Below are 21,732 nucleotides of genomic sequence, written 5' to 3' on the forward strand. Positions count from 1 at the left end.
TCATATTTAATTTGGTGCTCCTACGTAATTATTCAATGCTATTTTTAGGTATGAAAAGCCTTTTCCTTTTACAGGAATTAAATCATCATTTTTGCTTTTATACTTTGTGCCTACATCTATTTTTTCAAGTAAAGCTTTATTGGGTAATCCATTTACAAAGGTGTTTTCGGTAGTATCTTTAAGTACGTTTAAGCCAATAATATTTGGCAGTTCAAATGAAAAAAACTGTTTGCGTTGTTGTCTAATTCCTTCGGGTAAAAAGTGATGCGTTACCCAAATTAATTGTTTGTTTTCATTGTAATATGATACTAGTAATTGAGGTATAGTTACCTCCTGCAAGCCGGCATTAAATACTATTCCATTGATGGTTTCATTAGTTGTTGTTACATCTTGGAGTGCGACACTTTTATAAAGGTCTACATTGGCAACATTTCCCGCGCACTGTAAATCAAAAGTAGCCGGTATTTCTTTTATTGAAGCTGGTGTAAATTCCTTTGGGTTAAAAGTTTTAGGACCTTTGTCCGTATTTTTTTGCCAAGCAATCCCTTCAAAATTTATGCGAAAGCTTGTGATTTCTTTAGGTAGTAGTTTATGTTTCATTTGATGCATTACATTATAGGAAGCTAATTTGTTATTGGAGTGGTTGTATAAGGAAGCATTAACAACAACATCGGCAGGAACATCATCTACATTCTGTAACTGACCAATAATACTATATTGATTATTGAATTGAATAAGTTTGGAAGAAAGTACTTCTAATACAGGCTGTTTTAAAACATCTTCGTGATGTGTTTGTTCTGAGGTAATTCGACGTCGTCCGTGATTGTAAAATTTAGTGGTGTTTACTGAAAATAATTGATCTGGTGGTAAGTCTAAATCATAATCCGATGGCGTAATAAACCATTTGTTATTTAGCTTATATAATTCATGGTAGTATTCCTTTTCAATACGTTCCAAAGGAGTAATCCAAAAAGTGTTTACCGTTACTTTTGCAATACTATCGTTTTGTGAAATAAGCTTGGTTTTAATAGCATCAAGTTTGGCATAAGAGCTCAAAAGACCATCATTTACCGCAATTTCAAGCATATATTGGTCTTTGGTTTTATGGCTTTTAGGATTTAAATAGGAATAAGCACGTTCAAATTCTTTAAAATCCAAGGCATCATAATAAGCGGCAATTGCATTTTTAGGACTAATCTGTGTAGCGTTGACTATATAAAATTTATAGCTTCCTAAACCTAAAAAAAATAAGCAGAGCATAATCCAACCCAAAGAAAAAGAAATAATCTGTGGATTAAATTTTATGTACGAAATAGAAAAGTTGAGATAGTTAGCTTTTGGCAAAGGGCTTATTTTAAGGACTCGATTCCAAAGGCGTTTAAAATGTAATAAAAAAACAATAATTAGCGTACTTACGGGAACAATGCCCCAAAGTAATTTTTGAAAAAGCGGAATATCATCTTTAGGTAAAATACTGGCTAATGGTTTGACATTTAGTTTTTCCCAAACCATGATGCCGTTTTCTAACTGGCGCAAGCGTTGCCAACCACAAAAGTAAAGGATGGGATCATAAAATTTATCGTTAGAAAATACATACTTTAAATGATATTTTTCGGGTACGCTAAGGAATTGTTGTAAGGATCCAAGGCCTTCGATTCCTCTAAATTTCGAATTTTCTAAACGCTCTACAGCTCTGGTTGTTAATTCGGGTAACCTGCGAGCGGAGTGGTAATTTCCATCGACCGTCATGGCATTAGTTTGCGCTGATAGCCATGCCATTTGATCGCCGAAACCTAAGGGTAAAAATCGCCAATGGTCATGCTGATCTTGATTTAAAAAATTAAGAATAGGAAGCATGTTAATTTTTTGCGGTTGCGAAGGTTTAAAATAGCTAAGGTTGACCGAAAAAATAAACAGTCCTATAATACCACTAACCAAAAAGCCACCCAATAAACGATGGAAAACACTTCCAAATTTGCGTTGTAAAGCTTCTTTTAAATCTCCTTCAATAAAACGAAAAAGGAATTCGCCAAATAAAGGCAATGCCATAATGGAAGCCCAAAGAGTAAATCGATCAAGGGTAAGGATGTTAAATGCATTTTCACCTAATATTAATTTAGGAATGGGCGTAGTGCCTCCAGTACCTAAAAGTGTTAAGAAACTAAAGGATAAGCCGAAAAACAAGTAACGTTTGCTATAAGATCGATAAAATAAATAGGGAAATACAAAGAGTAATATACCCCAAGGAATAATAAAAAAGACTAAGCCCGATGAGGTGACCTCTATAAAATTATCTCGTGACCCATGAGGTATGGGAACTTGAGTAATGGGATTGTTTTTAGTGTTTATCCAATAGGGAAGGATACAAAATATGATTAATGCTAAAGCATTTATTCCAAAACTTAAAATGCGTTTAAAGTGTTTAAAAAAAGTTTTTAAAAACAAAGTAAAACGTACTTTTTTATAAGAACCTACATTTTCTCGGGCAATGTCCATAAGCACCATTCCCAGTAAAGGGAAAATAAAGAATACCATTCCAAAAATAGGAGTCACATGATGCGATGTAATGGTAACAGCAAGTAAACTAAGAGCCGCTAACAGGTGCTTGTATTTCTTAGTTATAATCCATAAATAAATTTCGGGCAGACAATGCATAAGTACCGAAATGCCAATAATACTAGGTAGTTGCCCAAAAACATGTAAAGTTTCGACAAATGAAGAAGAAAATACGGCTGCAATTGCGGCATAACCCGCCACTTTTCTGTCCCCTGTAAATAGTAATGAAAACCGATAAACGCCCGTAATAAATAAAAGTATGGCAATAAAGGCTACAGCAAATAAGCCAAATTTTAAACCTCCAATTAAGGAAAACAGCGCAATACTTTGATGTACCAGAGGCGGATAGCCTGTTACGGTAAAACCAGTATACCATTTATAGTTCCAGGGTTCAAACCAATGACTGGCATAATGCTCGGCAAAGCATAAATGTATAAGTGCATCATAAGTGGTTTCCAAGGTGAAAAATAAACTGACCCCATGTAAGGTGATCCCTAATATTAGGGCACTAATTAAATATTTATTGGTTTTAATTGGCATCTAAAATAAATATACAACAAAGGCTTTGTTTTGTGGTAACTGTTTGACTTTTAATTGAAACCATTCGACTATAGCAAACTTCTACTCATCGAAATATCCCTATTTAGACAGGTGTTCAAAGGTACATTTGGGTATAATTAAAACCCAAACTATTATGAAAACTGGAATAATCATACCTTGTTATAATGAAGAAAATAGATTAGATGTTACTGCATTTAAAAACTTTATCAGTACTAACAATGCTTATCATTTATGTTTTGTAAATGACGGAAGTAAGGACAATACGATTGATGTGTTAAAAGGTATTCAAAAAACGAATCCAAATAAAGTAAGTATTGTTGATGTGAAAGTAAATGGTGGTAAAGCTGCAGCAGTAAGAGCAGGGGCTAAATATTTTTATGCCAAAAGTACTGTTAAGTATATTGGGTTTATGGACGCGGATCTTTCTACAGATTTTAAAGATTTTGAAAATTTAGTAAATACCTTAAGTACTAGTAATTCATTGAGTTTTGTATTTGGATCACGTGCTAAAAATGCTTCCGAGGGAATAAAAAAAGATGGAGTAAGGGCGATAATTTCAAAAATGATAAATATTTTAATTGTATTTATTTTAGGCTTGTCAATTGCTGATACGCAATGTGGTGCTAAAGTATTTGAAATAAACTTGGTACCGCTACTTTTTGGAAGAAAATTTAAAACAAAATGGTTATTTGATGTTGAAATGTTTATTCGAATAAAAAGATATTTTGGAAAGCAAAAAACAATGCAAATGATTTTAGAGCAGCCTTTACACAGGTGGGTGCATATGGATGACTCAAAACTTGGAGTAAAAGATAGTGTTGAAATTCCATTTCGATTGTTATCCATATGGTTTAATTATACGCTTACCGATTCATTATTTGAGTCAACAACAGAAAATTATTTAGAACCTCAAATGCATATTATTGATGTGCCAGAAAATTTAATGGCAGCTTAAACTCGAATTACATGATTCAGGTTAAAAGGAACAAATTTTACTTTTTGAAAAGTTGTGGTTTACAAAGGAGAATTAATTTATGTATTAGAATAAATAGTATTCTAATAAAGCAATTCTCCTCCTTATATTTGTACCAATGGAATTTTCTTCAAAATTATTGGAAAGAGCAGTTGCTGAAATGTCTCAATTACCAGGAATAGGAAAACGTACCGCATTGCGTTTGGTAATGCATTTGTTGCGACAGCCCGAAAGCCAAACCGAACATTTGGCAAAGGCACTGCACCAAATGCGATCAAAAATTAAGCATTGCAAAGAATGTTATAATATCAGCGATGTTGAATTATGTGAAATTTGCGCAAGCCATAATCGTAACCGTAAAATTGTTTGTGTAGTCGAGGATGTTAGAGATGTTATGGCTATCGAAAACACCAGTCAGTTCAAAGGCTTATATCATGTATTGGGGGGTAAAATTAGTCCAATGGACGGTATTGGTCCGCATGATTTAAAAATAACTCAGCTAGTCCATCGCGTAGCAAAAGGAGAAATTGAAGAATTAATTTTTGCTCTCAGTGCTTCCATGGAGGGTGATACAACAAATTTTTATATCTACAAACAGCTCAAAAACACTAAAATTCAAATGTCGACCATTGCCAGGGGGATTGGTGTAAATGATGAAATTGAATTTGCTGATGAAATTACCTTAGGACGAAGTATCATGAACCGTATTCCATTAGAAAATTCCTTGAAATTATAGCTTATGCAATTATCAGTTATTGTACTAAATTACAATGTACGTTATTTTTTAGAATTGTGTTTGCAAAGTGTGGCGCAAGCAATTGCAAGCCTTTCGGCAGAAGTTATTGTGGTGGATAACAATTCGCCTGATGATAGTTGCGCTATGGTTAAACAGCGCTTCCCTAACTTTAAATTGATTGAAAATAAAGAGAATGTAGGATTTGCAAAGGCAAATAATCAGGCTGTAGCTATAGCAAAAGGGGAGTATGTGTGTATTTTGAATCCAGATACCGTAGTTGCTGAAAATACATTTACAACAGTACTTGAAAAAGCAACGCAGTTTACTAATTTAGGACTTTTAGGGGTGCAATTAATTGATGGAAAAGGAAGATTTTTGCCAGAGAGTAAACGCAATTTACCTACGCCAAAAGTATCATTTTTTAAAATTGTGGGGCCTCGATTTTCATCCGTAGCACCGTATTATGCTACTGGTATTTTGCCTGATGGCAAAGGGGAAATTTCTATTTTAGTAGGAGCATTCATGTGTTGCAAAAAATCAGTTTACGATAAAGTAGGCGGTTTTGATGAAGAGTACTTTATGTATGGCGAAGATATCGATTTATCCTATAAAGTTCAGAAAGCAGGTTTCAAAAACTATTATTTAGGGACTCAGGCAGTAGTTCATTTTAAAGGTGAAAGTACCCTGAAAGACGCTACCTATCGCAAGCGTTTTTTTGGTGCAATGACACTTTTTTATAAAAAGCATTTTAAGTCATTTGCGTTTGTAAATTTATTTATTTACAGTGGAATCAAATTTTCTGCGTTAGTACAAACTGCTAAAAAACAACAATCAAAAGTGGACTTTGTAAGCCATGTTTTAGTGAGTGAAAATTCCCAGCTCTATAATCAGCTAAAAAAGGAAAGAGGAACATTAAAGTATATTCAAAGCACAAATGATATAGCACTATATTTAAATAAGACGCAGGCCACTTGTTTTTATTTGGATATGTGTAAACTATCATATTCGGATGCCATTCAGCTCTTGAAACAATATAGTGATACCAATTTGTATTTTCGATTTATTCCAAAACACACACAATTTGCAGCAGGGAGTGATACAAGCACTGGTCGTGGTGAAGTTTTGCAGTTTCAGGACTAAAAATGGGTTAAAACATCTATAAATATGTATAGACAAAGCTTAAAACATAGTAAGAATCATTAAATTCGCGAAATAACATAAAAAGCAAATGGCAAAGTACGAATTGAAACTACCGAAAATGGGAGAAAGTGTTGCAGAAGCAACAATAACGACTTGGTTAAAAGAAGTAGGAGATACCATTGAGGCAGATGATATTGTACTAGAGATTGCTACGGATAAAGTAGATACTGAGGTGCCTTGTGAAATCGAAGGCGTGTTGCGCGAAAAACTTTTTGAGGTAGATGAGGTAGTTAAAGTGGGACAAACCATAGCTATTATTGATACGGAAGCTGCCGCAGAACAAACTTCTCCAGAAATGGAAACGGCAGTAAATGAAGTAAATAAAAGTGCAGTTGCTATTGAACAGCAAATTGAGCAAGTGGTAGCAACTAATCAAATTAGTACGCCTGTAACCAATGCTTCGGGCAGATTTTACACCCCCTTAGTGCGTAATATAGCCAATGAAGAAGGGCTAACAGATGCGGAATTGGATAGTATTCAAGGAACAGGAATAGGGGAGCGGGTTACAAAAAATGATATTTTGACCTTTATATCTAATCGGAGGACAGGAAAAGCAACTGCTACCAGAACGCCAGTTATTCCATTGGAAATTGATAAGGGGGCTCAAAGTTCGATAAAGTCAGAGCCTCAAAAATCAACGGAGGAAAAAGAGACGCCTGTAAAAATAATTAAAGGTCAAGATGAGGTGATTGAAATGTCGCGTATGGGAAAATTGATTTCTCAGCACATGATAAAATCACTGGAAACATCAGCCCATGTGCAATCTTTTATTGAAGCTGATGTGACTAATATATGGAAATGGCGCGCAAAAGTAAAAGATGAATTTTTAGCTCGCGAGGGTGAAAAAATGACATTCACTCCCATTTTTATGGAAGTAATAGCGCAAGCGTTAAAAGAATTTCCAATGATGAATATTGCCGTTGATGGCGATAAAATCATAAAAATGAAGCATATCAATATTGGTATGGCGGCAGCGTTACCAGATGGAAATTTAATAGTTCCGGTAATTAAAAATGCGGATCAGTTAAACATGGTGGGCATGGCTAAAACTGTAAATGATTTAGCGAACCGTGCCCGTAAAAACCAACTTAATCCCGATGATATTCAGAATGGCACCTACACCGTAACCAATATCGGAAGTTTTGGTACCATTATGGGAACACCAATTATAAATCAGCCCCAAGTGGGTATATTGGCTTTGGGGGCTATACGTAAAGTACCTGCGGTTATTGAAACACCCGACGGGGATTTTATTGGCATCCGACAGCGCATGTTTTTGTCCCATTCGTATGATCATCGAGTGGTTAACGGAGCTCTTGGTGGTCAATTTGTGCAACGTGTCAAACAATTGCTTGAAGCTTGGGATGTAAATCGATTAGTGTAAGTAGTTTTATAGTCGTAAAAGATATTCTAGTTAATTGTATTATTTAAAAGAGTTTTTTTTATTTAAAATGTTAGTTATTCAACATTTTTAGCGACAAATTCAGACAAGTTTTTAATAGGATGAATAATTTTTCCTTTTACACTGGCTAAAGGGAGTTTGAGTGTGTCAGTGTGGTAGCCCTTTTCTTTAAGTAGTTGCCATGTGTATTTATAAAAGCGTTCTTGTTTGTCAATATTAATAGTACGGTAGGTAATGTGTTTACTATTTAGTAGTTCAGTTAAGCGTTCACATTTGGGGCATGAGTTGTTTGTAAAAACTACAATTTCTTGTTTTATTAATTGAGCAACATCAGCATTACTTTCATTTTTTCCTTTTAAATTGATATTTTCAAATGTTTTGTTAGCAACAAAAATGTAAGTATAACTTGATGTCACATTAGCTAAAGGAATTAAAGTAATTAAATGGGTTTTTGATTTAGGTGGCAATTCTTTAATTACAGGTCGGTCACCACTTCGGCGATAACCAATGGCGTTTACTTTAAAAAATACGCTCCTGGGTTCATCAGTGGTATTTTGTGCAAATATGAGCGTGCGTTTTTTTCCAACTTCTTCAATTATGAGGACTCCATTTTTTTGTGCATTGCCATAAAAGCTGTAAAATATAAAAATTATGAAAAATATTGCTTTGTTCATTTTTATACTATTGATTTTCAGTAAATTTACTATATTTTGAAGTTTCTTTTTAAGAAAATAGACTTGTTTTTTAAGTATTGTTCTAAAATAAGTGTATTAGGCATTGAATAGGTTTATTGTTAACTTTACTTTTTAAACATATTTATGGAGTTAAAGTTAAGTCGTCCTATTTGTTTTTTTGATTTGGAAACTACAGGCGTAAATATATCTAAGGATAGAATTGTTGAAATTTCTATTCTTAAAGTTTTTCCTAACGGAAATAAAGAAAGTAAAACTTGGTTGGTAAATCCTGAAATGCCAATACCAGCAGAAACCACAGCGGTACACGGCGTTACTAATGAAAAGGTAGCTAACGAACCAACATTTAAGCAATTAGCTAAAACCATTAGTGATATGATTAGTGGATGTGATTTAGGAGGGTTTAATTCAAATAAATTTGATATTCCACTTTTGGCGGAAGAAATGCTACGTGCTGATATGGATTTTGATATGTCTCATAATGTAGCTGTAGATGTACAGAATATTTTCCATAAAATGGAACAACGTACTTTGGTTGCTGCCTACAAGTTTTATTGTGATAAGGATTTGACTAACGCACATAGTGCGGAGGCCGATACAACAGCTACCTATGAGGTGTTGTGCTCCCAATTAGATAAATATCCAGATTTGGAGAATGATATGAAGTTTTTGTCTGAATTTAGTACCCGAAGAAAAACAGCGGATTTTGCAGGTTTCATAGCTTTTAATGACGAAGGAAATGAAGTATTCACTTTTGGAAAGCACAAAGGGAAGTTGGTTGAGGAGGTTTTGGACAAAGAGCCAGGTTATTTTGGTTGGATTCAAAATGCAGATTTTCCACTATACACTAAAAAAATATTAACCGCAATCCGATTGCGTAAGTTTAATGCGTAGTTGCTTATGAAAATTATTTGCATTGGTCGTAATTATACGGCACATATTGAGGAGTTGAAAAACAAAAAACCAAGTGAGCCCGTTGTTTTTTTAAAACCAGATACCTCAATTTTGCTAAAGAAACAGCCGTTTTTTATTCCAGATTTTAGTAACGATGTCCATCATGAAATTGAGCTTATTGTAAAAATCAACCGAATAGGAAAGCATATTGATCCTAAGTTTGCGCATAAATATTACGATGAGGTAAGTGTAGGTATTGATTTTACGGCACGTGATGTTCAAAGTGAGTTAAGAGCAAAAGGATTGCCTTGGGAGTGTTCAAAAGCTTTTGATGGAGCAACAGTATTAGGTAAATGGGTGTCAAAATCAAAATTTGATAATATTTTAGATGTTAATTTCAAACTTTTTAAAAACGATGAAGTTGTTCAGGATGGGTTTACTAAATTAATGCTATATTCGGTGGACGAGTTAATTAGTTACGTTTCAAAATATTTTACTTTAAAAATAGGAGACATTATATTTACAGGAACTCCGGCGGGTGTTGGTCCAGTCGCTGCGGGGGATCAATTGAAAGGTTTTTTGGAAAAAGAGGAAATGTTTTATATAAAAGTTAAATAAATGAGTGCATCATACAATCTTGACAAAGTAAAAGAGTTAGCAGGGGGCGATGAAAGTTTTGTGGAAATTTTAGTGCAAACTTTTTTAGAAGAAATACCTGATGACTTAAAAAGTATGTCAAATGCTGTTGCCGAAAATGATGCCAAAGTTGCTTATCAATATGCACATAAAATGAAACCAAATTTTCAGTTGTTTGGAATTGAGGTTTTAGATCAAATAAAACTTATTGAGTCATGGTCCAATGACGTCAAAACTTTTGAAGAGGTGAAGACAGCTTTGCATACTATTGAGAAAAAAGCGCAAAGTGCATTAGTAGAGCTAAAAGAATTACTTAACTAGTCTAGTCTAATGCAAGCAGAAATTATTACTATTGGTGATGAAATACTCATTGGTCAAATTGTAGATACTAATTCGGTATTTATAGCTAAAGAGTTGAATAAAATAGGTATTGATGTTCATCAAATAAGTTCCATACGAGATGATAGAACGCATATATTAAAAGCATTGTCCGAAGCACAATCCCGAGTAGATGTTGTTTTAGTTACAGGAGGGCTTGGACCAACAAAGGACGATATTACTAAACATACGTTTTGCGAATTTTTTAATGACTCACTGGTGGAAAACACCAAGGTGCTGACACACGTTGAAAACTTATTTAAAAAGTATATCAAATCACCCATTTCTGAGGTGAATAAAATGCAAGCGTTAGTGCCAAGTAAAGCTGAGGTGTTGATGAATGAATTTGGTACAGCGCCCGGAATGTGGTTGACCGACAAAAATACTGTGTTTATTTCCATGCCAGGGGTGCCGTTTGAAATGAAAGGGATTATCACCAATCAAGTCGTACCACGTTTGCAAGAACGTTTCGATAGGCCCTACATTATCCATAAAACAATCCTTACCTACGGAATGGGCGAGAGTAGGGTAGCAGAACGTATTGAAGAATTTGAAAATAATTTACCTGCGTTTATCAAATTGGCTTACTTACCTAGTTTGGGTAGGGTGCGTTTGCGCTTGACGGCTAAAGGAACAAACAAGGATTTACTAGATAAAGAAATTGCCAAAGCTGTAGATCAACTAAATCATTTAATAAGTGATATTATTGTGGGGTATGCGGATGACGAAAGTTTAGAGTTTATGGTAGCTAAAATGTTAACTGAAAACAAGCTCACGTTATCCGTAGTTGAAAGTTGTACTGGAGGTAGGTTGGCTCATGGTTTTACAAAAATGTCGGGTGCTTCCAAGTATTTTAAAGGAGGGTTAGTGCCTTATGATACACGTTTAAAAACTACTATTTTGGGAGTGTCTGAAACCTTAATTAACACCCATTCAGTGGTTAGTACACAGGTGGCAGCAGCTATGGCAGAAAACTCCTTAAAATTGTTTGCGTCAGATTTTGCAGTAGCAACAACAGGTAATGCAGGGCCTACAAAAGGTGATAGTGACGCGGAGGTGGGAACAGTATGTATTGCTATAGCTTCACCTCGTGGAGTAGTATCCGAACAATTTGTGTTTAGTAATCACAGGGAGCGTACTATTGGAAAAGCAGTGAATAAGGCTTTAGAAATGCTTCAAAGTCAGATTTTATCAGTTTTGGCAACCAATAAATAAGTTCTAGCTAGTAGAATAAAAATAAATTAAAAAAATACATTTATTTTCAAAAACAGTTTGTTAGAAAGGTAAAAAATTCGTTAATTTGCACCCTGTTTTGAAATAATACAAAAGATATAACCATGTCAAGAGTTTGTGAGCTTACCGGAAAGAAAGCAATGGTGGGGAACAATGTTTCTCACGCAATGAATAAAACAAAACGTAGATTTAATGCAAATTTAATCAAAAAGCGTTTTTTTATTCCTGAAGAGAATAGTTGGGTAACACTTAAAGTGTCCGCTGCAGCGTTAAAAACAATAAATAAAATTGGAATCTCAGCAGCGATTAAAGAGTCTGTAGAGAAAGGTATTTATAAAAAATAATTCCTTAGAAAAGGTTTAAATAAAGCACCATGGCAAAAAAAGGAAACAGAATTCAAGTAATTTTGGAATGTACGGAGCATAAAGCGACCGGGCAACCAGGTACATCAAGATATATAACAACAAAGAACAAAAAAAATACACCTGATAGAATTGAAATTAAAAAATTCAATCCTATTCTTAAGCGTATGACTGTTCATAAAGAGATTAAATAAGTAAGTTATGGCAAAGAAATCAGTAGCAACATTACAGACAGGTTCAAAGAGATTAACTAAAGCCATCAAAATGGTAAAATCTCCTAAAACAGGATCATATACTTTTGTAGAATCTATCATGGCGCCAGACGCAACGAAAGATTTTTTTCAACAAGAAATAGTATTTTTCAAAAATAGAAAAAAGCCATTCTTCATTTAGTAGAATGGCTTTTTTTGGTTATAGCTAAGTTGTTATCTTTGTGATCAACTATGCCATTAAACTATACAGCATAAATTATGGGTTTTTTCAAAAAAATTTTTTCAAAAGATAAAAAGGAAAGTTTAGATAAAGGTTTAGAAAAATCGAAATCAAGCTTTTTTTCTAAATTAGGTAAGGCCGTTGCGGGAAAATCAAAAGTTGATGACGAAGTTTTAGATGATTTGGAAGAGGTGTTGGTTAGTAGTGATGTAGGGATAAAAACTACGGTTAAGATTATTGATAGAATTGAAGCAAGAGTGGCTAAAGATAAATATCTAGGTACTTCGGAACTGGATCAAATTTTAAGGGAAGAAATTGCAGGGCTTTTATCGGAAACGAACCTAGGCGAAGCTGAAGAATTTAGTATTCCTGCGGATAAAAAACCGTACGTACTTATGGTTGTAGGTGTCAATGGAGCGGGTAAAACTACTACTATTGGTAAATTAGCAAATCAATTTAAAAAACAAGGCTTAAGCGTGGTGTTGGGTGCTGCTGATACCTTTAGGGCGGCGGCTATTGATCAGTTACAAGTTTGGGCGGATCGTGTTGATATACCTATCGTGAAACAAAGCATGGGGAGCGATCCTGCTTCTGTTGCGTATGATTCGTTAAAATCAGGAGTAGCTCAAAACGCCGATGTGATTATTATAGATACTGCTGGGCGCTTGCATAATAAAATTAATTTGATGAACGAGCTTACAAAGGTGAAAAATGTAATGAAAAAGGTGATTCCTGATGCGCCACATGACGTGCTTCTTGTTTTGGATGGGTCAACTGGACAAAATGCATTTGAACAGGCTAAGCAATTTACCGCAGCAACCGAAGTTACAAGTTTGGCAATCACCAAACTTGATGGTACCGCAAAAGGAGGTGTTGTTATTGGGATTAGTGATCAATTTCAAATACCTGTAAAGTACATAGGAGTAGGTGAGGGTATTGATGACTTGCAAGTGTTTAACAAATTTGAATTTGTAGACTCCTTTTTTAAATAATTTTTAAAATAAGTATTACTAGTCAAAAAAATTACAGTAAAAGGATTAATTCGTTCGTTTTTGGAGGCTATGTTAGTTGATAAGCATAAAAAATCAGTTGATCATAATTCAAAAGATTAACTGAATTAACTTCGTTTATCTAAAATAATACTTTAATAGACTAAGAGTTTTATAAAAAGCATGTGATTTCTAACTAAATATTCGCCGCTAGTTAAATCACTGGTATCAATTAATTTATCAACATCAATAGTTTGTTTGGAAACTAGCTCTCCTTCAGGTTTAAAAATGTGAACGACATCCCCTTTTTCTAAAATATTTATATGTACGCCTTCGCCAATACGTGCTGGATTCGGGTGGACGGAATAGTTTTGGTGTGCATTTAATAAAGGATTCGTATTTTTAGTAGAATTATTTCAATAATTTTAGAATCATTATTAAAATGATTCATTTTAATTCCTAAAGGAAGTGATCTGTCAACTTCATATTGAGCGTTTATGCCAAAAAAAGGAACTAGGACTAACAGAGAAAAAAGTATTCGTTTCATAACTTTAAATTTTAAGGGTTAAAATTGAATACAAAATAATTATCCGTGGGGATAAAACTATTCAGTAGTAATCAGAATCATAGACTGACTTATTTTAAGTTTTTAATTTTCATAAAGTTACAATAATTATATCATTAGTTTTTATATATACTTATTATCATTTTCATAATTGTTATTTATGTATATGGAGCTAAAATGATTGTCATAACAAAGTTTCGATTTTTGGAAGCATATTTTTATAACGGAACTGAGTATGATTAAGTGAAGAAGTTGAACAATTGATTTATTGAATTACAATACCATAACCTATACGAATTTACCAAATTAAAATGCATCTTTAGAAATTTTACGATAACATAAGAAAACCTCCATCAAAATTAATTGATGGAGGTTGTTATATTGGTTCTGCTCTTAAATGGGAAATTTAACTTCAGAAACGATATTAATTCAATTTTGAAAGTTAACGCTATTTCAACCTTACCGTAGGAAAAGCTCCAGATTCTACAGGTTGCAAAGTTGAACCGTACTTAGCATTAATCGTTTCCATCATTTCATTAGCAATAACCGCATTTCCACGAGGTGAAAGGTGTACCCCATCTAATGAAAAGAAACCACCACTTACAAAAGTGTTAGAAATGATAGTACCATTCACATTTATACCAGTAGTACTTAACGCTTGTAAACGAGCATTAGCGTCATAAAGCGCAAGGTCGTTTGCTTCAGTAGTAGTTTTAATGATTTCATTAAATGCTGCGGTTGCAATTTCAATTTCATTGATTTCTGTTGTGTCCAGAACGTCTTTATCTTCAATAGGATTAACGGCATTAACTACAAGTAGGCCTTCTTCAGGGGTAACTGTTTCTGGAGCAGCTTGTAATTTTCTCAAAACAGCTAATACTTCATCAGAAATAGCAGCACTACCATAACCTTGAGTACGTAATGCATTTTGATCAATTGATAATAATAACAATTCATTTTCTGTCATTTGACGTAAACCTGCAGGATTAGTTAGCGTTGGAGCAGTTTGGATTAAAAATCTATTAGGTCCTGAATTAAATGTAAAAGCATATTGGTTAAATAAGGGACCAGCTTGAGCAAGAGCCATTTGTGTTGCTTGCTCTTGAATTTGTCCAAGAACAGTAGGGTCAGTGACCCCATTTGTTCTAGCTTCAGTTATTTCTGCAGTCACTGCTTCGATAACTGCTGATTGGGTTAATATCCCTACATAGGCTCTAAAAAAACCAGTAAGTCCAGCAGCTTGTTCTGCGTTTAGTACTAGTGCATTATTTGGAACAGTTGTAAAGAAGGGTAGGGTCTTTACATCAGGAATATTCATGACCAATCCCTTAGCTCCGTTAGCAGTCAATGCATTAATAACATTAGGAAAAACAGTTGCAAAAACACCAACGTTGGTCAAATCATCAGGGCTGTAAGTTGAAGGGTCTGTATTTTCTAGCTGATTAATTCCAGTACCTCCACTGGTAGCGTAACTTAGTACATCATTACCGCCAATCCACAAGCTAAAAAAAGTAGGTTGCTGCGCTAAAGCATCAGCCAATATTGTGGTACTTGAATCCGATGCAAAACGGGTAAAAAAAGGATTTGCGTTCCCAGTTGGTAAACCAGCAACATTGCCGTAATTTTCAGCAACTAAATGAAAACTTTTAGCACCAGGTACTCCCATATTATTAAATGAACCATCAAGTATCGTAGTAGGTAAAGTGGTGGATACGCCTTCGATTGTTTCAGGCAACCTTGTTGCTGCATTAAAAACTAATTTTGGAGGGAACATCAACGTGCCCTCAATGGGATTACCCATATCGTCAACCTCTGGGATTCCAGGGAAGCCACCAATATTGTCAGCCATTAACGGTACGGTAAATTCGCCGCCACCAGCAGCTTTCATTTGTTCTGCTATAATAACAGGAAATGCAACCTGTTGTCCATCAATATATAAAGTTTGATCAGCAACACCTGCTGTTAATGAATTTCCTAAGGCAACGTACGTTGTAAAGTCAGCTTCGCCACGTTCCTGCTGGGCAGGTGTGCCACTAACTTCATTATCAAATTCGGGTTCACAGGCTACAAAAGCTAGTGATAAAATTGAAATATATGCTATGTAATTTTTCATGAGTGTAATTTTTTGGGATTTCTATTTTACTTATAAATAAAAAATGAGTTTTAGCTTTTTTTATAGTTTATAAGTAAGTCCTAAACCAGCAATTATGGCATTTGATTTATATGTTCCTGAAAAACGCTCCACAGTATCGTTAGGGTCAGAATCATAAGATTCGTCAATTTCAGAAAAATACAAGTATAAGAATGAAGCATCAATAGCTAATTTACTGGTAACATTATAAGAAAATCCAGTGGTAAATCCGTGCGAATCATTTCGTGGGGTTTCCGGAGCGTAAAATCCAGATTGTAATGGAGTTTCATCAAAATAATATCCTGCTCTTACTATAAATTTTTCGCTCGCGTCATATTGTGCGCCAATTCTGTAAATGTTTGAATTTTGGTAATTTCTTGTGTTTCTTGAATCCGTAGCTTCTGGATTTGTAAAATCCAAATCAAGCGACTTATAAGTACTCCAATACGTTCGATTAAATTCTGCAGCAAGCAATAATTTTTTAGAGACTTGTACTGACCCACCAAAGGTAAGTTCCGCAGGTAAAGGTAAGGTTGCGTTAAATTGCGTTTCAGGCAAATCAATATTAGTGTAAGTAACATCACCACCTTCGGCATTTAAATCAATTTTACTACGGTAAGTTGCTCCTATGGCCACATGTTCGCTTGGTCTAAACATGGTTGAAAATACCCAACCCCAATTGTCAACACCTTCGGCATCAACCTCAATGTTAGGTCTGTTTGCTGTTCCGCCAGGCGCACGCTGTAAATTTCGATTAAAATTAACGTTACCAGTAGCGTAAATTGGTCCTCCTCCGATACTAAAGTATTCGTTTAGCTTAACTGAAATAACTGGGTTTATATAAATGGACTGTAAACTAATAGAGTTCACCAAATCCGATCCAGCCCAATCTTTTTCCCATTCAACGGTACTACCGTAAGGAGTGTATGCAGCCAATGCAACTGATAGCCAGTCGTTGATACCATAGGATATGTATAAGTTGAAGGGAGTGCTAATGGAGTTATCTGTTTCAGCAGTTTCTCCTGTTAGACTGTTTTGGTATTTAGCTGTTGAAGATATAAGGGTAACTCCACCGCTTATATTCAGTTTATTCTCTAGGTACACTAATCCTGCCGGATTAAAAAAAGCTAATTCGGCACTGTCAACAACACCTACACCTGTATGGCCCATGGCTAGAGCGCGCTGTCCCTGAAGACTGACCCTGTACCCACCAGCATAGGTGTTTAAAGTAATTAGCCCTAAGGCTATTGAAAATAGTAGTTTTTTCATGATTTGAAACTTAAATTCATAAATAGTTAAAGTAAAGTTAAGTTAATTTTAATGGTTTTTTCAAAAAATGAAATAAAATACTGATAAAAACTAGTGCACTTTAAGGGTTTTTTATGAATTTTGAAGAATAATTAAAAAACTCTGCTGGATTTTCGGCATGTAGCCAATGTCCTGATTTTGATATTTTTTGTAATTGTGCTTTGGGGAAGTGTGTTTTGATTAGGTCGATATCTTCAATTAAAATGTAGTTGGAATTTTCACCGTATAAAAAAATAGTGTCTCCATTAAAAGTTTGATTAGTCTGTAAGGGTTTTCCGATTTCGTTAACATTTTTGTTTAACACCTCTAGATTTATTCTTAAACCAAATGAGGTCTTTGTTTTTCGGTAAAGATTTTTTAATAAAAATAGTCGTGTGCCTGCATCTTTTATATAATTTTTTAAAATGTTTTCTGCCTCAGAGCGCGAAGTGATTTCTGAAAAATCAAGACTCAATAAACTATCCAAAATATCTTGGTGGTGTGGCGCATAATATTTGGGGCCTATATCGGCAATTAGTAGTTTTTTTATGAATTGAGGGTGTTCGCAGGCAAAGTACATTGCTGTTTTGCCTCCCATGGAGTGTCCTAACAAAATGACCTCTTTTAATTGATGCGTTTGGCAATATTCAAGTAGGTCATCACTCAAGTGTTGGTAACTAAATGCGTCGCTATGTGGGCTTCGTCCATGATTGCGTTGATCAATCATGTGAACTTGGTAGCCAAGCTCACTATACTTTTTACCTAAAGTTTTCCAATTATCTCCCATGCCCAAAAATCCGTGTAAAATCAAAAAAGGATCACCTTGGCCTATGATGTTTGAATGTAATTGCATTGTTTTTTTTTTTTAAGTTGTCGGTTGTTGATTGTGGGTTGAAGGTTGAAATTTTTTTGTTCAGTTTTTAGCTATTTGTTTTATATAGTTAAAAGTTAAGGTGTGCGCTCTATATTCTAAAACTCTGTGTTTTTGTTAAGTCCTAAGTCCTAAATCTTAAGTCTTGTTTTGGTTTCCATTTTTTGGTTCAGAGTCAAATGTTTACTACGCTTCAAACTACAAAGACTCATGTCTAACACCTAACTTCCTTAAATACATTTGAACCACATTTTCCATGCCTAAATATAAGGATTCGCAGATCAATGCGTGGCCTATTGATACTTCGAGTAATCCAGGGATATTTTTGCTAAAAAATTCGATATTATTCAATGATAAATCGTGTCCAGCATTAATTTCTAAATTGTTAGCTAGCGCTACTTCTGCAGCAGCAATATAAGGTTGAATAGCTTTGTCTTTATCAATGGTATAATTTTTAGCATAAGCTTCGGTATACAGTTCAATACGATCGGTTCCTGTTTTTTTGGCACCTTCGATCATAGATTTTTCGGGATCTACAAAAATAGAGGTGCGTATATTATTGCGTTTAAATTCCGAAATGACTTCAGTTAAAAAGGAGCTATTTTCTATAGTGTTCCATCCTGCATTGCTGGTGATGTTGGTAATTGCATCGGGTACTAAAGTAACTTGGTCAGGTTTTGTAGCAAGTACTAAATCAATAAATTTAGGAATAGGATTCCCTTCAATATTAAACTCTGTTGTTATAATGGCAGTCAAATCATGTGCGTCCTTGTAGGTTATATGTCGTTCATCGGGTCTGGGGTGAATGGTAATGCCTTGTCCTCCGAAACGCTCAATATCCTTGGCTGTTTTTAAAAGGTTAGGCACATTGCCTCCCCTAGCATTACGTAACGTAGCAATTTTGTTTATATTTACACTAAGCTTAGTCATGGCTTTTAAGTTTTAATCAAAAGTACAAACTAGTTTGGGCATTATGTCAAAAGTTTTTGCGACTTTTTTGTTCCTTTAGTACATTTTTTTAATTCCTTTTTATGCCGTTACATTACCATTTTAAAGATACTCAATGTATTGGTTGAAGCTTATATATCAAATGAATTGGATATAGCAATATTTTTTAGGATTGCATTATAATTTAGAAATATGAATTTAGAAATACTGAATGATATTCCGCCATTAACACCAGATACTAAAATAGAATTTGCACAATTGTTGTTCAATGAATTGACGTTTTCGCACTTACCAGTAGTTAATGATGACAAGTATTTGGGGAGTCTTTCTGAATATGATGTGCGTAGTTATGATAAAGAAAAGCTAGTGGGAGATTTTTCTTTTGATTACGAAAGTTTTTATGTGAAAGAGGGTATGAATGAACTGGAGGTATTGGAAACTTTAGGCAAATATCAGACCAATTTAATGCCAGTGCTAAGTCATGAAAAGGTGAGGTATTTGGGATATGTAGAACTGCAGGAGGTGATGGCAGTATTTGGCGATATGCCTTTTTTAAGTGAATATGGCAACGTAATTGTAGTGCAAAAAGGAATGAATGATCATTCTTTTAGTGAAATTTGTCAAATTGTAGAATCTAATAATATTAAAGTTTTAGCAGTTTATGTATCAAATTTGGAACGAGATATTGTTGAAACTACCGTAAAAACGAGCGATGGTGATATGAATGGATTGCTTCAAACATTCAGGAGGTACGGATATGAAATTGTGTCAGATCATTACGATGATGTCTTTTTAAAAAATTTACAAGAACGCTCAAGGTATTTGGATAAATATTTGAATATGTAGTTTGTTATATTGAGATTTGAGATTTGAGATTTGAGATTTGAGATTTGAGATTTGAGATTTGAGATTTGAGATTTGAGATTTGAGATTTGAGATTTGAGATTTGAGATTTGAGATTTTTTTTGGGAGAATCCCAAAAAAAATCTCAACCAACAACCAACAACCAACAACCAACAACCAACAACCAACAACCAACAACCAACAACCAACAACCAACAACCAACAACCAACAACCAACAACCAACAACCAATGAAAGTAGGTATCTACGGGCAGTTTTATCATAAAAATTCAGGAAAATACATTCAACAATTATTGGAGTTACTTGATGTCAATTCGGTGACAGTGGTCATTGAAAAAAAATTTTTAGAATTAATTCACTTGCATGAAAGCATCAGTAAAAACTACTCCCACTTTAGTACCTTTGAAGAGTTAGATACTTCTTATGATTTGTTTTTTAGTATTGGAGGGGATGGTACGATATTAAAAACAGTAACTTATGTGCGTGATTTGGGAATTCCAATTGTGGGTATAAATACTGGGCGTTTGGGTTTTTTGGCCACCATTAGAAAAGATGAGCTAGAAAAGTCGATACACCAAATATTTGAAGGGAACTATAGTATTTCTTCGCGTAACCTGTTGCAAATTACTTCGGATGCTGGCTACAATTTTGATGGTGTTAATTTTGCACTTAATGAAATTACAGTGAGTAGAAAAAATACGACTTCAATGATTACCGTACACACCAAGGTGAATGAAGAATTTTTAACCTCTTATTGGGCTGATGGTATGATTGTTTCTACCCCTACGGGCTCTACTGGATATTCTTTAAGTTGTGGGGGGCCAATAGTAATGCCGGAAACTTCAAGTTTTTTGGTAACTCCAATTGCACCGCACAATTTGAATATGCGTCCATTGGTTATTCCAAATGATTATGAACTTTCATTAGTCATTTCGGGAAGGGAAGATGAACATCTAATTTCATTAGACTCACGGACACATACGCTTCCGAATGATACGGAGGTAATTATTAAAAAGGCGGATTTTAAAATTAATATGGTGCAGCTAAATCAAGAAAGTTTTTTAAAAACGCTCCGAGAAAAAATGTTGTGGGGTGAGGATAAAAGAAATTAAGCTAAAATAGAAGATTGCAAAATTCTGACCTAGAATTTGTAAGAAATTACAATAAAACTGGTCAAAAATTGTTTTAAACTTTTATAATGAAAGTATATTTACTAATTAGTAATCAAAATCTCTATATTTGCAAACTTTGATGATTATGCGGAAGATCCTATTCAGCCTCCTTACCACTTTTGTAGTTGCTTTTGTCCATGCTCAAACTTATGAGGTTGGTGCTATGATAGGTGTGTCAAACTATGTAGGTGATGTAGGGAACACTACGTTTATTCGCCCTCAAGATACAGGTTTTGGTATTTTGGCTAAATGGAATCGAAGTAAAAGACACTCATTTCGTTTTTCAGCAGCATACATACCCATCAGTGCAAGTGATCCAGATTCTTCAGATCCATTAAGGCAACAACGCGCCTATTTTTTCGATAATTCCGTAAAGGAAATTTCATTGGGGATTGAGTATACCTTTTGGGAATGGGATTTGCACACTGGGGAAAAACAAATGGTACCATACATGTATACGGGAATTACTGTAATCAATCATGGTGATTTAGCTCGAAGAGATTTCATTTCGGACACAGGAGTGCCATCAAGCGAGTTTTTAGCATTTGACGATACTTGGTCAATGGCTATACCTATAGTTTTAGGAATTAAAACAAATATAGGTAGACATTTTATAGTAGGGTTTGAGCTAGGAGCTAGGTATACATTTACAGATAATTTGGATGGTAGTAACCCTGAAAATCTGAATTTACCCTTTGGTTCAACAAACTTAAACTTCGGAAATTTAAACAATAACGATTGGTATTTTTTTAATTCATTAACACTAACCTATACTTTTGGTAGGCGACCTTGTTATTGTATTTTTTAATAACGCCAATTTTAATAAATCTTCTCCCAGCATTTAAAGTATA

General features: G+C 34.5%; 20 protein-coding genes and 2 pseudogenes. 15 read left to right on the top strand and 7 right to left on the bottom strand.

Annotated features, from left to right (window positions below; all coding sequences use genetic code 11):
- Nucleotides 1-6: 6 nt before the first annotated feature.
- The gene (locus tag GMC_RS0117665; RefSeq protein ID WP_010523392.1) at nucleotides 7-3,096 is read right to left on the bottom strand and encodes a membrane protein; all 3,090 of its coding nucleotides are present in this window, start codon (nucleotides 3,094-3,096) and stop codon (nucleotides 7-9) included.
- A 154-nt stretch (nucleotides 3,097-3,250) separates the two neighbouring features.
- Here GMC_RS0117665 and GMC_RS0117670 point away from each other — a divergent pair, with 154 nt between their 5' ends.
- From GMC_RS0117670 to GMC_RS0117685, 4 genes are all read left to right on the top strand, one after another.
- On the top strand, nucleotides 3,251-4,072 hold the full coding sequence (locus GMC_RS0117670) for a dolichyl-phosphate beta-glucosyltransferase (RefSeq protein ID WP_010523393.1): 822 nt from the start codon (nucleotides 3,251-3,253) through the stop codon (nucleotides 4,070-4,072).
- A gap of 136 nt (nucleotides 4,073-4,208) precedes the next feature.
- Nucleotides 4,209-4,826 (top strand): recombination mediator RecR, encoded by a 618-nt coding sequence (recR, locus tag GMC_RS0117675; protein ID WP_010523394.1) that lies wholly within the window; start codon nucleotides 4,209-4,211, stop codon nucleotides 4,824-4,826.
- 3 nt (nucleotides 4,827-4,829) lie between these two features.
- Nucleotides 4,830-5,966, top strand: a complete 1,137-nt coding sequence (locus GMC_RS0117680; protein ID WP_010523395.1) for a glycosyltransferase family 2 protein — start codon at nucleotides 4,830-4,832, stop codon at nucleotides 5,964-5,966.
- An 88-nt stretch (nucleotides 5,967-6,054) separates the two neighbouring features.
- A complete protein-coding gene (locus tag GMC_RS0117685) occupies nucleotides 6,055-7,410 on the top strand; it encodes a dihydrolipoamide acetyltransferase family protein (protein WP_010523396.1) in 1,356 nt (451 codons plus the stop codon).
- A 74-nt stretch (nucleotides 7,411-7,484) separates the two neighbouring features.
- On the opposite strand, the gene GMC_RS0117690 is transcribed toward GMC_RS0117685, so the two are convergent.
- Nucleotides 7,485-8,102, bottom strand: coding sequence for a glutaredoxin family protein (locus GMC_RS0117690; protein WP_010523397.1), 618 nt, complete (start codon nucleotides 8,100-8,102; stop codon nucleotides 7,485-7,487).
- Between the two features lie 144 nt (nucleotides 8,103-8,246).
- Between GMC_RS0117690 and GMC_RS0117695 the strand changes: the two genes are divergently transcribed.
- From GMC_RS0117695 to ftsY, 8 genes and pseudogenes are all read left to right on the top strand, one after another.
- A complete protein-coding gene (locus tag GMC_RS0117695; protein WP_010523398.1) occupies nucleotides 8,247-9,014 on the top strand; it encodes a 3'-5' exonuclease in 768 nt (255 codons plus the stop codon).
- Nucleotides 9,015-9,020: 6 nt separating this feature from the next.
- Complete coding sequence (locus tag GMC_RS0117700) at nucleotides 9,021-9,632, top strand: fumarylacetoacetate hydrolase family protein (protein ID WP_010523399.1); 612 nt, start codon at nucleotides 9,021-9,023, stop codon at nucleotides 9,630-9,632.
- Nucleotides 9,633-9,971 carry an Hpt domain-containing protein gene (locus GMC_RS0117705; protein WP_010523400.1) on the top strand — a complete coding sequence of 113 codons (339 nt, stop codon included), beginning with the start codon at nucleotides 9,633-9,635 and terminating at the stop codon, nucleotides 9,969-9,971. It begins immediately after the preceding gene.
- Nucleotides 9,972-9,980: 9 nt separating this feature from the next.
- Nucleotides 9,981-11,243 carry a competence/damage-inducible protein A gene (locus GMC_RS0117710; RefSeq protein ID WP_010523401.1) on the top strand — a complete coding sequence of 421 codons (1,263 nt, stop codon included), beginning with the start codon at nucleotides 9,981-9,983 and terminating at the stop codon, nucleotides 11,241-11,243.
- Nucleotides 11,244-11,365: 122 nt separating this feature from the next.
- Nucleotides 11,366-11,605: a 50S ribosomal protein L28 gene (rpmB, locus tag GMC_RS0117715; RefSeq protein WP_010523402.1), complete on the top strand. Its 240-nt coding sequence runs from the start codon at nucleotides 11,366-11,368 to the stop codon at nucleotides 11,603-11,605.
- Nucleotides 11,606-11,634: 29 nt separating this feature from the next.
- On the top strand, nucleotides 11,635-11,817 hold the full coding sequence (gene rpmG, locus GMC_RS0117720) for a 50S ribosomal protein L33 (protein ID WP_010177521.1): 183 nt from the start codon (nucleotides 11,635-11,637) through the stop codon (nucleotides 11,815-11,817).
- A gap of 7 nt (nucleotides 11,818-11,824) precedes the next feature.
- Nucleotides 11,825-11,974 (top strand): annotated as a pseudogene (locus tag GMC_RS20270) (DUF4295 domain-containing protein); the annotation flags it as partial.
- A 119-nt stretch (nucleotides 11,975-12,093) separates the two neighbouring features.
- Nucleotides 12,094-13,047 carry a signal recognition particle-docking protein FtsY gene (gene ftsY, locus GMC_RS0117730; RefSeq protein ID WP_010523404.1) on the top strand — a complete coding sequence of 318 codons (954 nt, stop codon included), beginning with the start codon at nucleotides 12,094-12,096 and terminating at the stop codon, nucleotides 13,045-13,047.
- A 152-nt stretch (nucleotides 13,048-13,199) separates the two neighbouring features.
- Here ftsY and GMC_RS23465 read toward each other — a convergent pair.
- From GMC_RS23465 to GMC_RS0117755, 5 genes and pseudogenes are all read right to left on the bottom strand, one after another.
- Nucleotides 13,200-13,397 (bottom strand): annotated as a pseudogene (locus tag GMC_RS23465) (hypothetical protein); the annotation flags it as partial.
- A gap of 660 nt (nucleotides 13,398-14,057) precedes the next feature.
- Complete coding sequence (locus GMC_RS0117740) at nucleotides 14,058-15,722, bottom strand: SGNH/GDSL hydrolase family protein (protein WP_010523405.1); 1,665 nt, start codon at nucleotides 15,720-15,722, stop codon at nucleotides 14,058-14,060.
- Nucleotides 15,723-15,782: 60 nt separating this feature from the next.
- A complete protein-coding gene (locus GMC_RS0117745) occupies nucleotides 15,783-17,009 on the bottom strand; it encodes an OmpP1/FadL family transporter (protein ID WP_010523406.1) in 1,227 nt (408 codons plus the stop codon).
- 100 nt (nucleotides 17,010-17,109) lie between these two features.
- A complete protein-coding gene (locus GMC_RS0117750; RefSeq protein ID WP_010523407.1) occupies nucleotides 17,110-17,880 on the bottom strand; it encodes an alpha/beta fold hydrolase in 771 nt (256 codons plus the stop codon).
- Nucleotides 17,881-18,096: 216 nt separating this feature from the next.
- Complete coding sequence (locus tag GMC_RS0117755; protein WP_010523408.1) at nucleotides 18,097-18,828, bottom strand: pyridoxine 5'-phosphate synthase; 732 nt, start codon at nucleotides 18,826-18,828, stop codon at nucleotides 18,097-18,099.
- A gap of 210 nt (nucleotides 18,829-19,038) precedes the next feature.
- Here GMC_RS0117755 and GMC_RS0117760 point away from each other — a divergent pair, with 210 nt between their 5' ends.
- The 3 genes from GMC_RS0117760 to porG all read left to right on the top strand — a co-directional run bounded on the left by GMC_RS0117760 (nucleotide 19,039) and on the right by porG (nucleotide 21,689).
- Nucleotides 19,039-19,692, top strand: a complete 654-nt coding sequence (locus GMC_RS0117760; protein WP_010523409.1) for a CBS domain-containing protein — start codon at nucleotides 19,039-19,041, stop codon at nucleotides 19,690-19,692.
- Nucleotides 19,693-19,939: 247 nt separating this feature from the next.
- The gene (locus GMC_RS0117765) at nucleotides 19,940-20,821 is read left to right on the top strand and encodes an NAD kinase (protein ID WP_010523410.1); all 882 of its coding nucleotides are present in this window, start codon (nucleotides 19,940-19,942) and stop codon (nucleotides 20,819-20,821) included.
- A gap of 145 nt (nucleotides 20,822-20,966) precedes the next feature.
- Nucleotides 20,967-21,689, top strand: a complete 723-nt coding sequence (gene porG / locus GMC_RS0117770) for a type IX secretion system protein PorG (RefSeq protein ID WP_316928990.1) — start codon at nucleotides 20,967-20,969, stop codon at nucleotides 21,687-21,689.
- The last annotated feature ends 43 nt before the right edge of the window (nucleotides 21,690-21,732 follow it).

The sequence above is a fragment of the Aquimarina agarivorans genome, assembly GCF_000218485.1.
In the GTDB taxonomy this organism is placed as follows: domain Bacteria; phylum Bacteroidota; class Bacteroidia; order Flavobacteriales; family Flavobacteriaceae; genus Aquimarina; species Aquimarina agarivorans.

What these genes read in the sequence shown, in the direction of transcription:
- porG (WP_316928990.1), top strand. Translation starts at nt 20,967, where the DNA reads ATGCGGAAGATCCTATTCAGCCTCCTTACCACTTTTGTAGTTGCTTTT.
- GMC_RS0117690 (WP_010523397.1), bottom strand. Translation starts at nt 8,102, where the DNA reads ATGAACAAAGCAATATTTTTCATAATTTTTATATTTTACAGCTTTTAT.
- GMC_RS0117665 (WP_010523392.1), bottom strand. Translation starts at nt 3,096, where the DNA reads ATGCCAATTAAAACCAATAAATATTTAATTAGTGCCCTAATATTAGGG.
- rpmG (WP_010177521.1), top strand. Translation starts at nt 11,635, where the DNA reads ATGGCAAAAAAAGGAAACAGAATTCAAGTAATTTTGGAATGTACGGAG.
- GMC_RS0117670 (WP_010523393.1), top strand. Translation starts at nt 3,251, where the DNA reads ATGAAAACTGGAATAATCATACCTTGTTATAATGAAGAAAATAGATTA.
- GMC_RS0117705 (WP_010523400.1), top strand. Translation starts at nt 9,633, where the DNA reads ATGAGTGCATCATACAATCTTGACAAAGTAAAAGAGTTAGCAGGGGGC.
- ftsY (WP_010523404.1), top strand. Translation starts at nt 12,094, where the DNA reads ATGGGTTTTTTCAAAAAAATTTTTTCAAAAGATAAAAAGGAAAGTTTA.
- recR (WP_010523394.1), top strand. Translation starts at nt 4,209, where the DNA reads ATGGAATTTTCTTCAAAATTATTGGAAAGAGCAGTTGCTGAAATGTCT.
- GMC_RS0117760 (WP_010523409.1), top strand. Translation starts at nt 19,039, where the DNA reads ATGAATTTAGAAATACTGAATGATATTCCGCCATTAACACCAGATACT.
- GMC_RS0117750 (WP_010523407.1), bottom strand. Translation starts at nt 17,880, where the DNA reads ATGCAATTACATTCAAACATCATAGGCCAAGGTGATCCTTTTTTGATT.
- GMC_RS0117765 (WP_010523410.1), top strand. Translation starts at nt 19,940, where the DNA reads ATGAAAGTAGGTATCTACGGGCAGTTTTATCATAAAAATTCAGGAAAA.
- GMC_RS0117740 (WP_010523405.1), bottom strand. Translation starts at nt 15,722, where the DNA reads ATGAAAAATTACATAGCATATATTTCAATTTTATCACTAGCTTTTGTA.
- GMC_RS0117680 (WP_010523395.1), top strand. Translation starts at nt 4,830, where the DNA reads ATGCAATTATCAGTTATTGTACTAAATTACAATGTACGTTATTTTTTA.
- GMC_RS0117755 (WP_010523408.1), bottom strand. Translation starts at nt 18,828, where the DNA reads ATGACTAAGCTTAGTGTAAATATAAACAAAATTGCTACGTTACGTAAT.
- GMC_RS0117700 (WP_010523399.1), top strand. Translation starts at nt 9,021, where the DNA reads ATGAAAATTATTTGCATTGGTCGTAATTATACGGCACATATTGAGGAG.
- rpmB (WP_010523402.1), top strand. Translation starts at nt 11,366, where the DNA reads ATGTCAAGAGTTTGTGAGCTTACCGGAAAGAAAGCAATGGTGGGGAAC.
- GMC_RS0117745 (WP_010523406.1), bottom strand. Translation starts at nt 17,009, where the DNA reads ATGAAAAAACTACTATTTTCAATAGCCTTAGGGCTAATTACTTTAAAC.
- GMC_RS0117710 (WP_010523401.1), top strand. Translation starts at nt 9,981, where the DNA reads ATGCAAGCAGAAATTATTACTATTGGTGATGAAATACTCATTGGTCAA.
- GMC_RS0117695 (WP_010523398.1), top strand. Translation starts at nt 8,247, where the DNA reads ATGGAGTTAAAGTTAAGTCGTCCTATTTGTTTTTTTGATTTGGAAACT.
- GMC_RS0117685 (WP_010523396.1), top strand. Translation starts at nt 6,055, where the DNA reads ATGGCAAAGTACGAATTGAAACTACCGAAAATGGGAGAAAGTGTTGCA.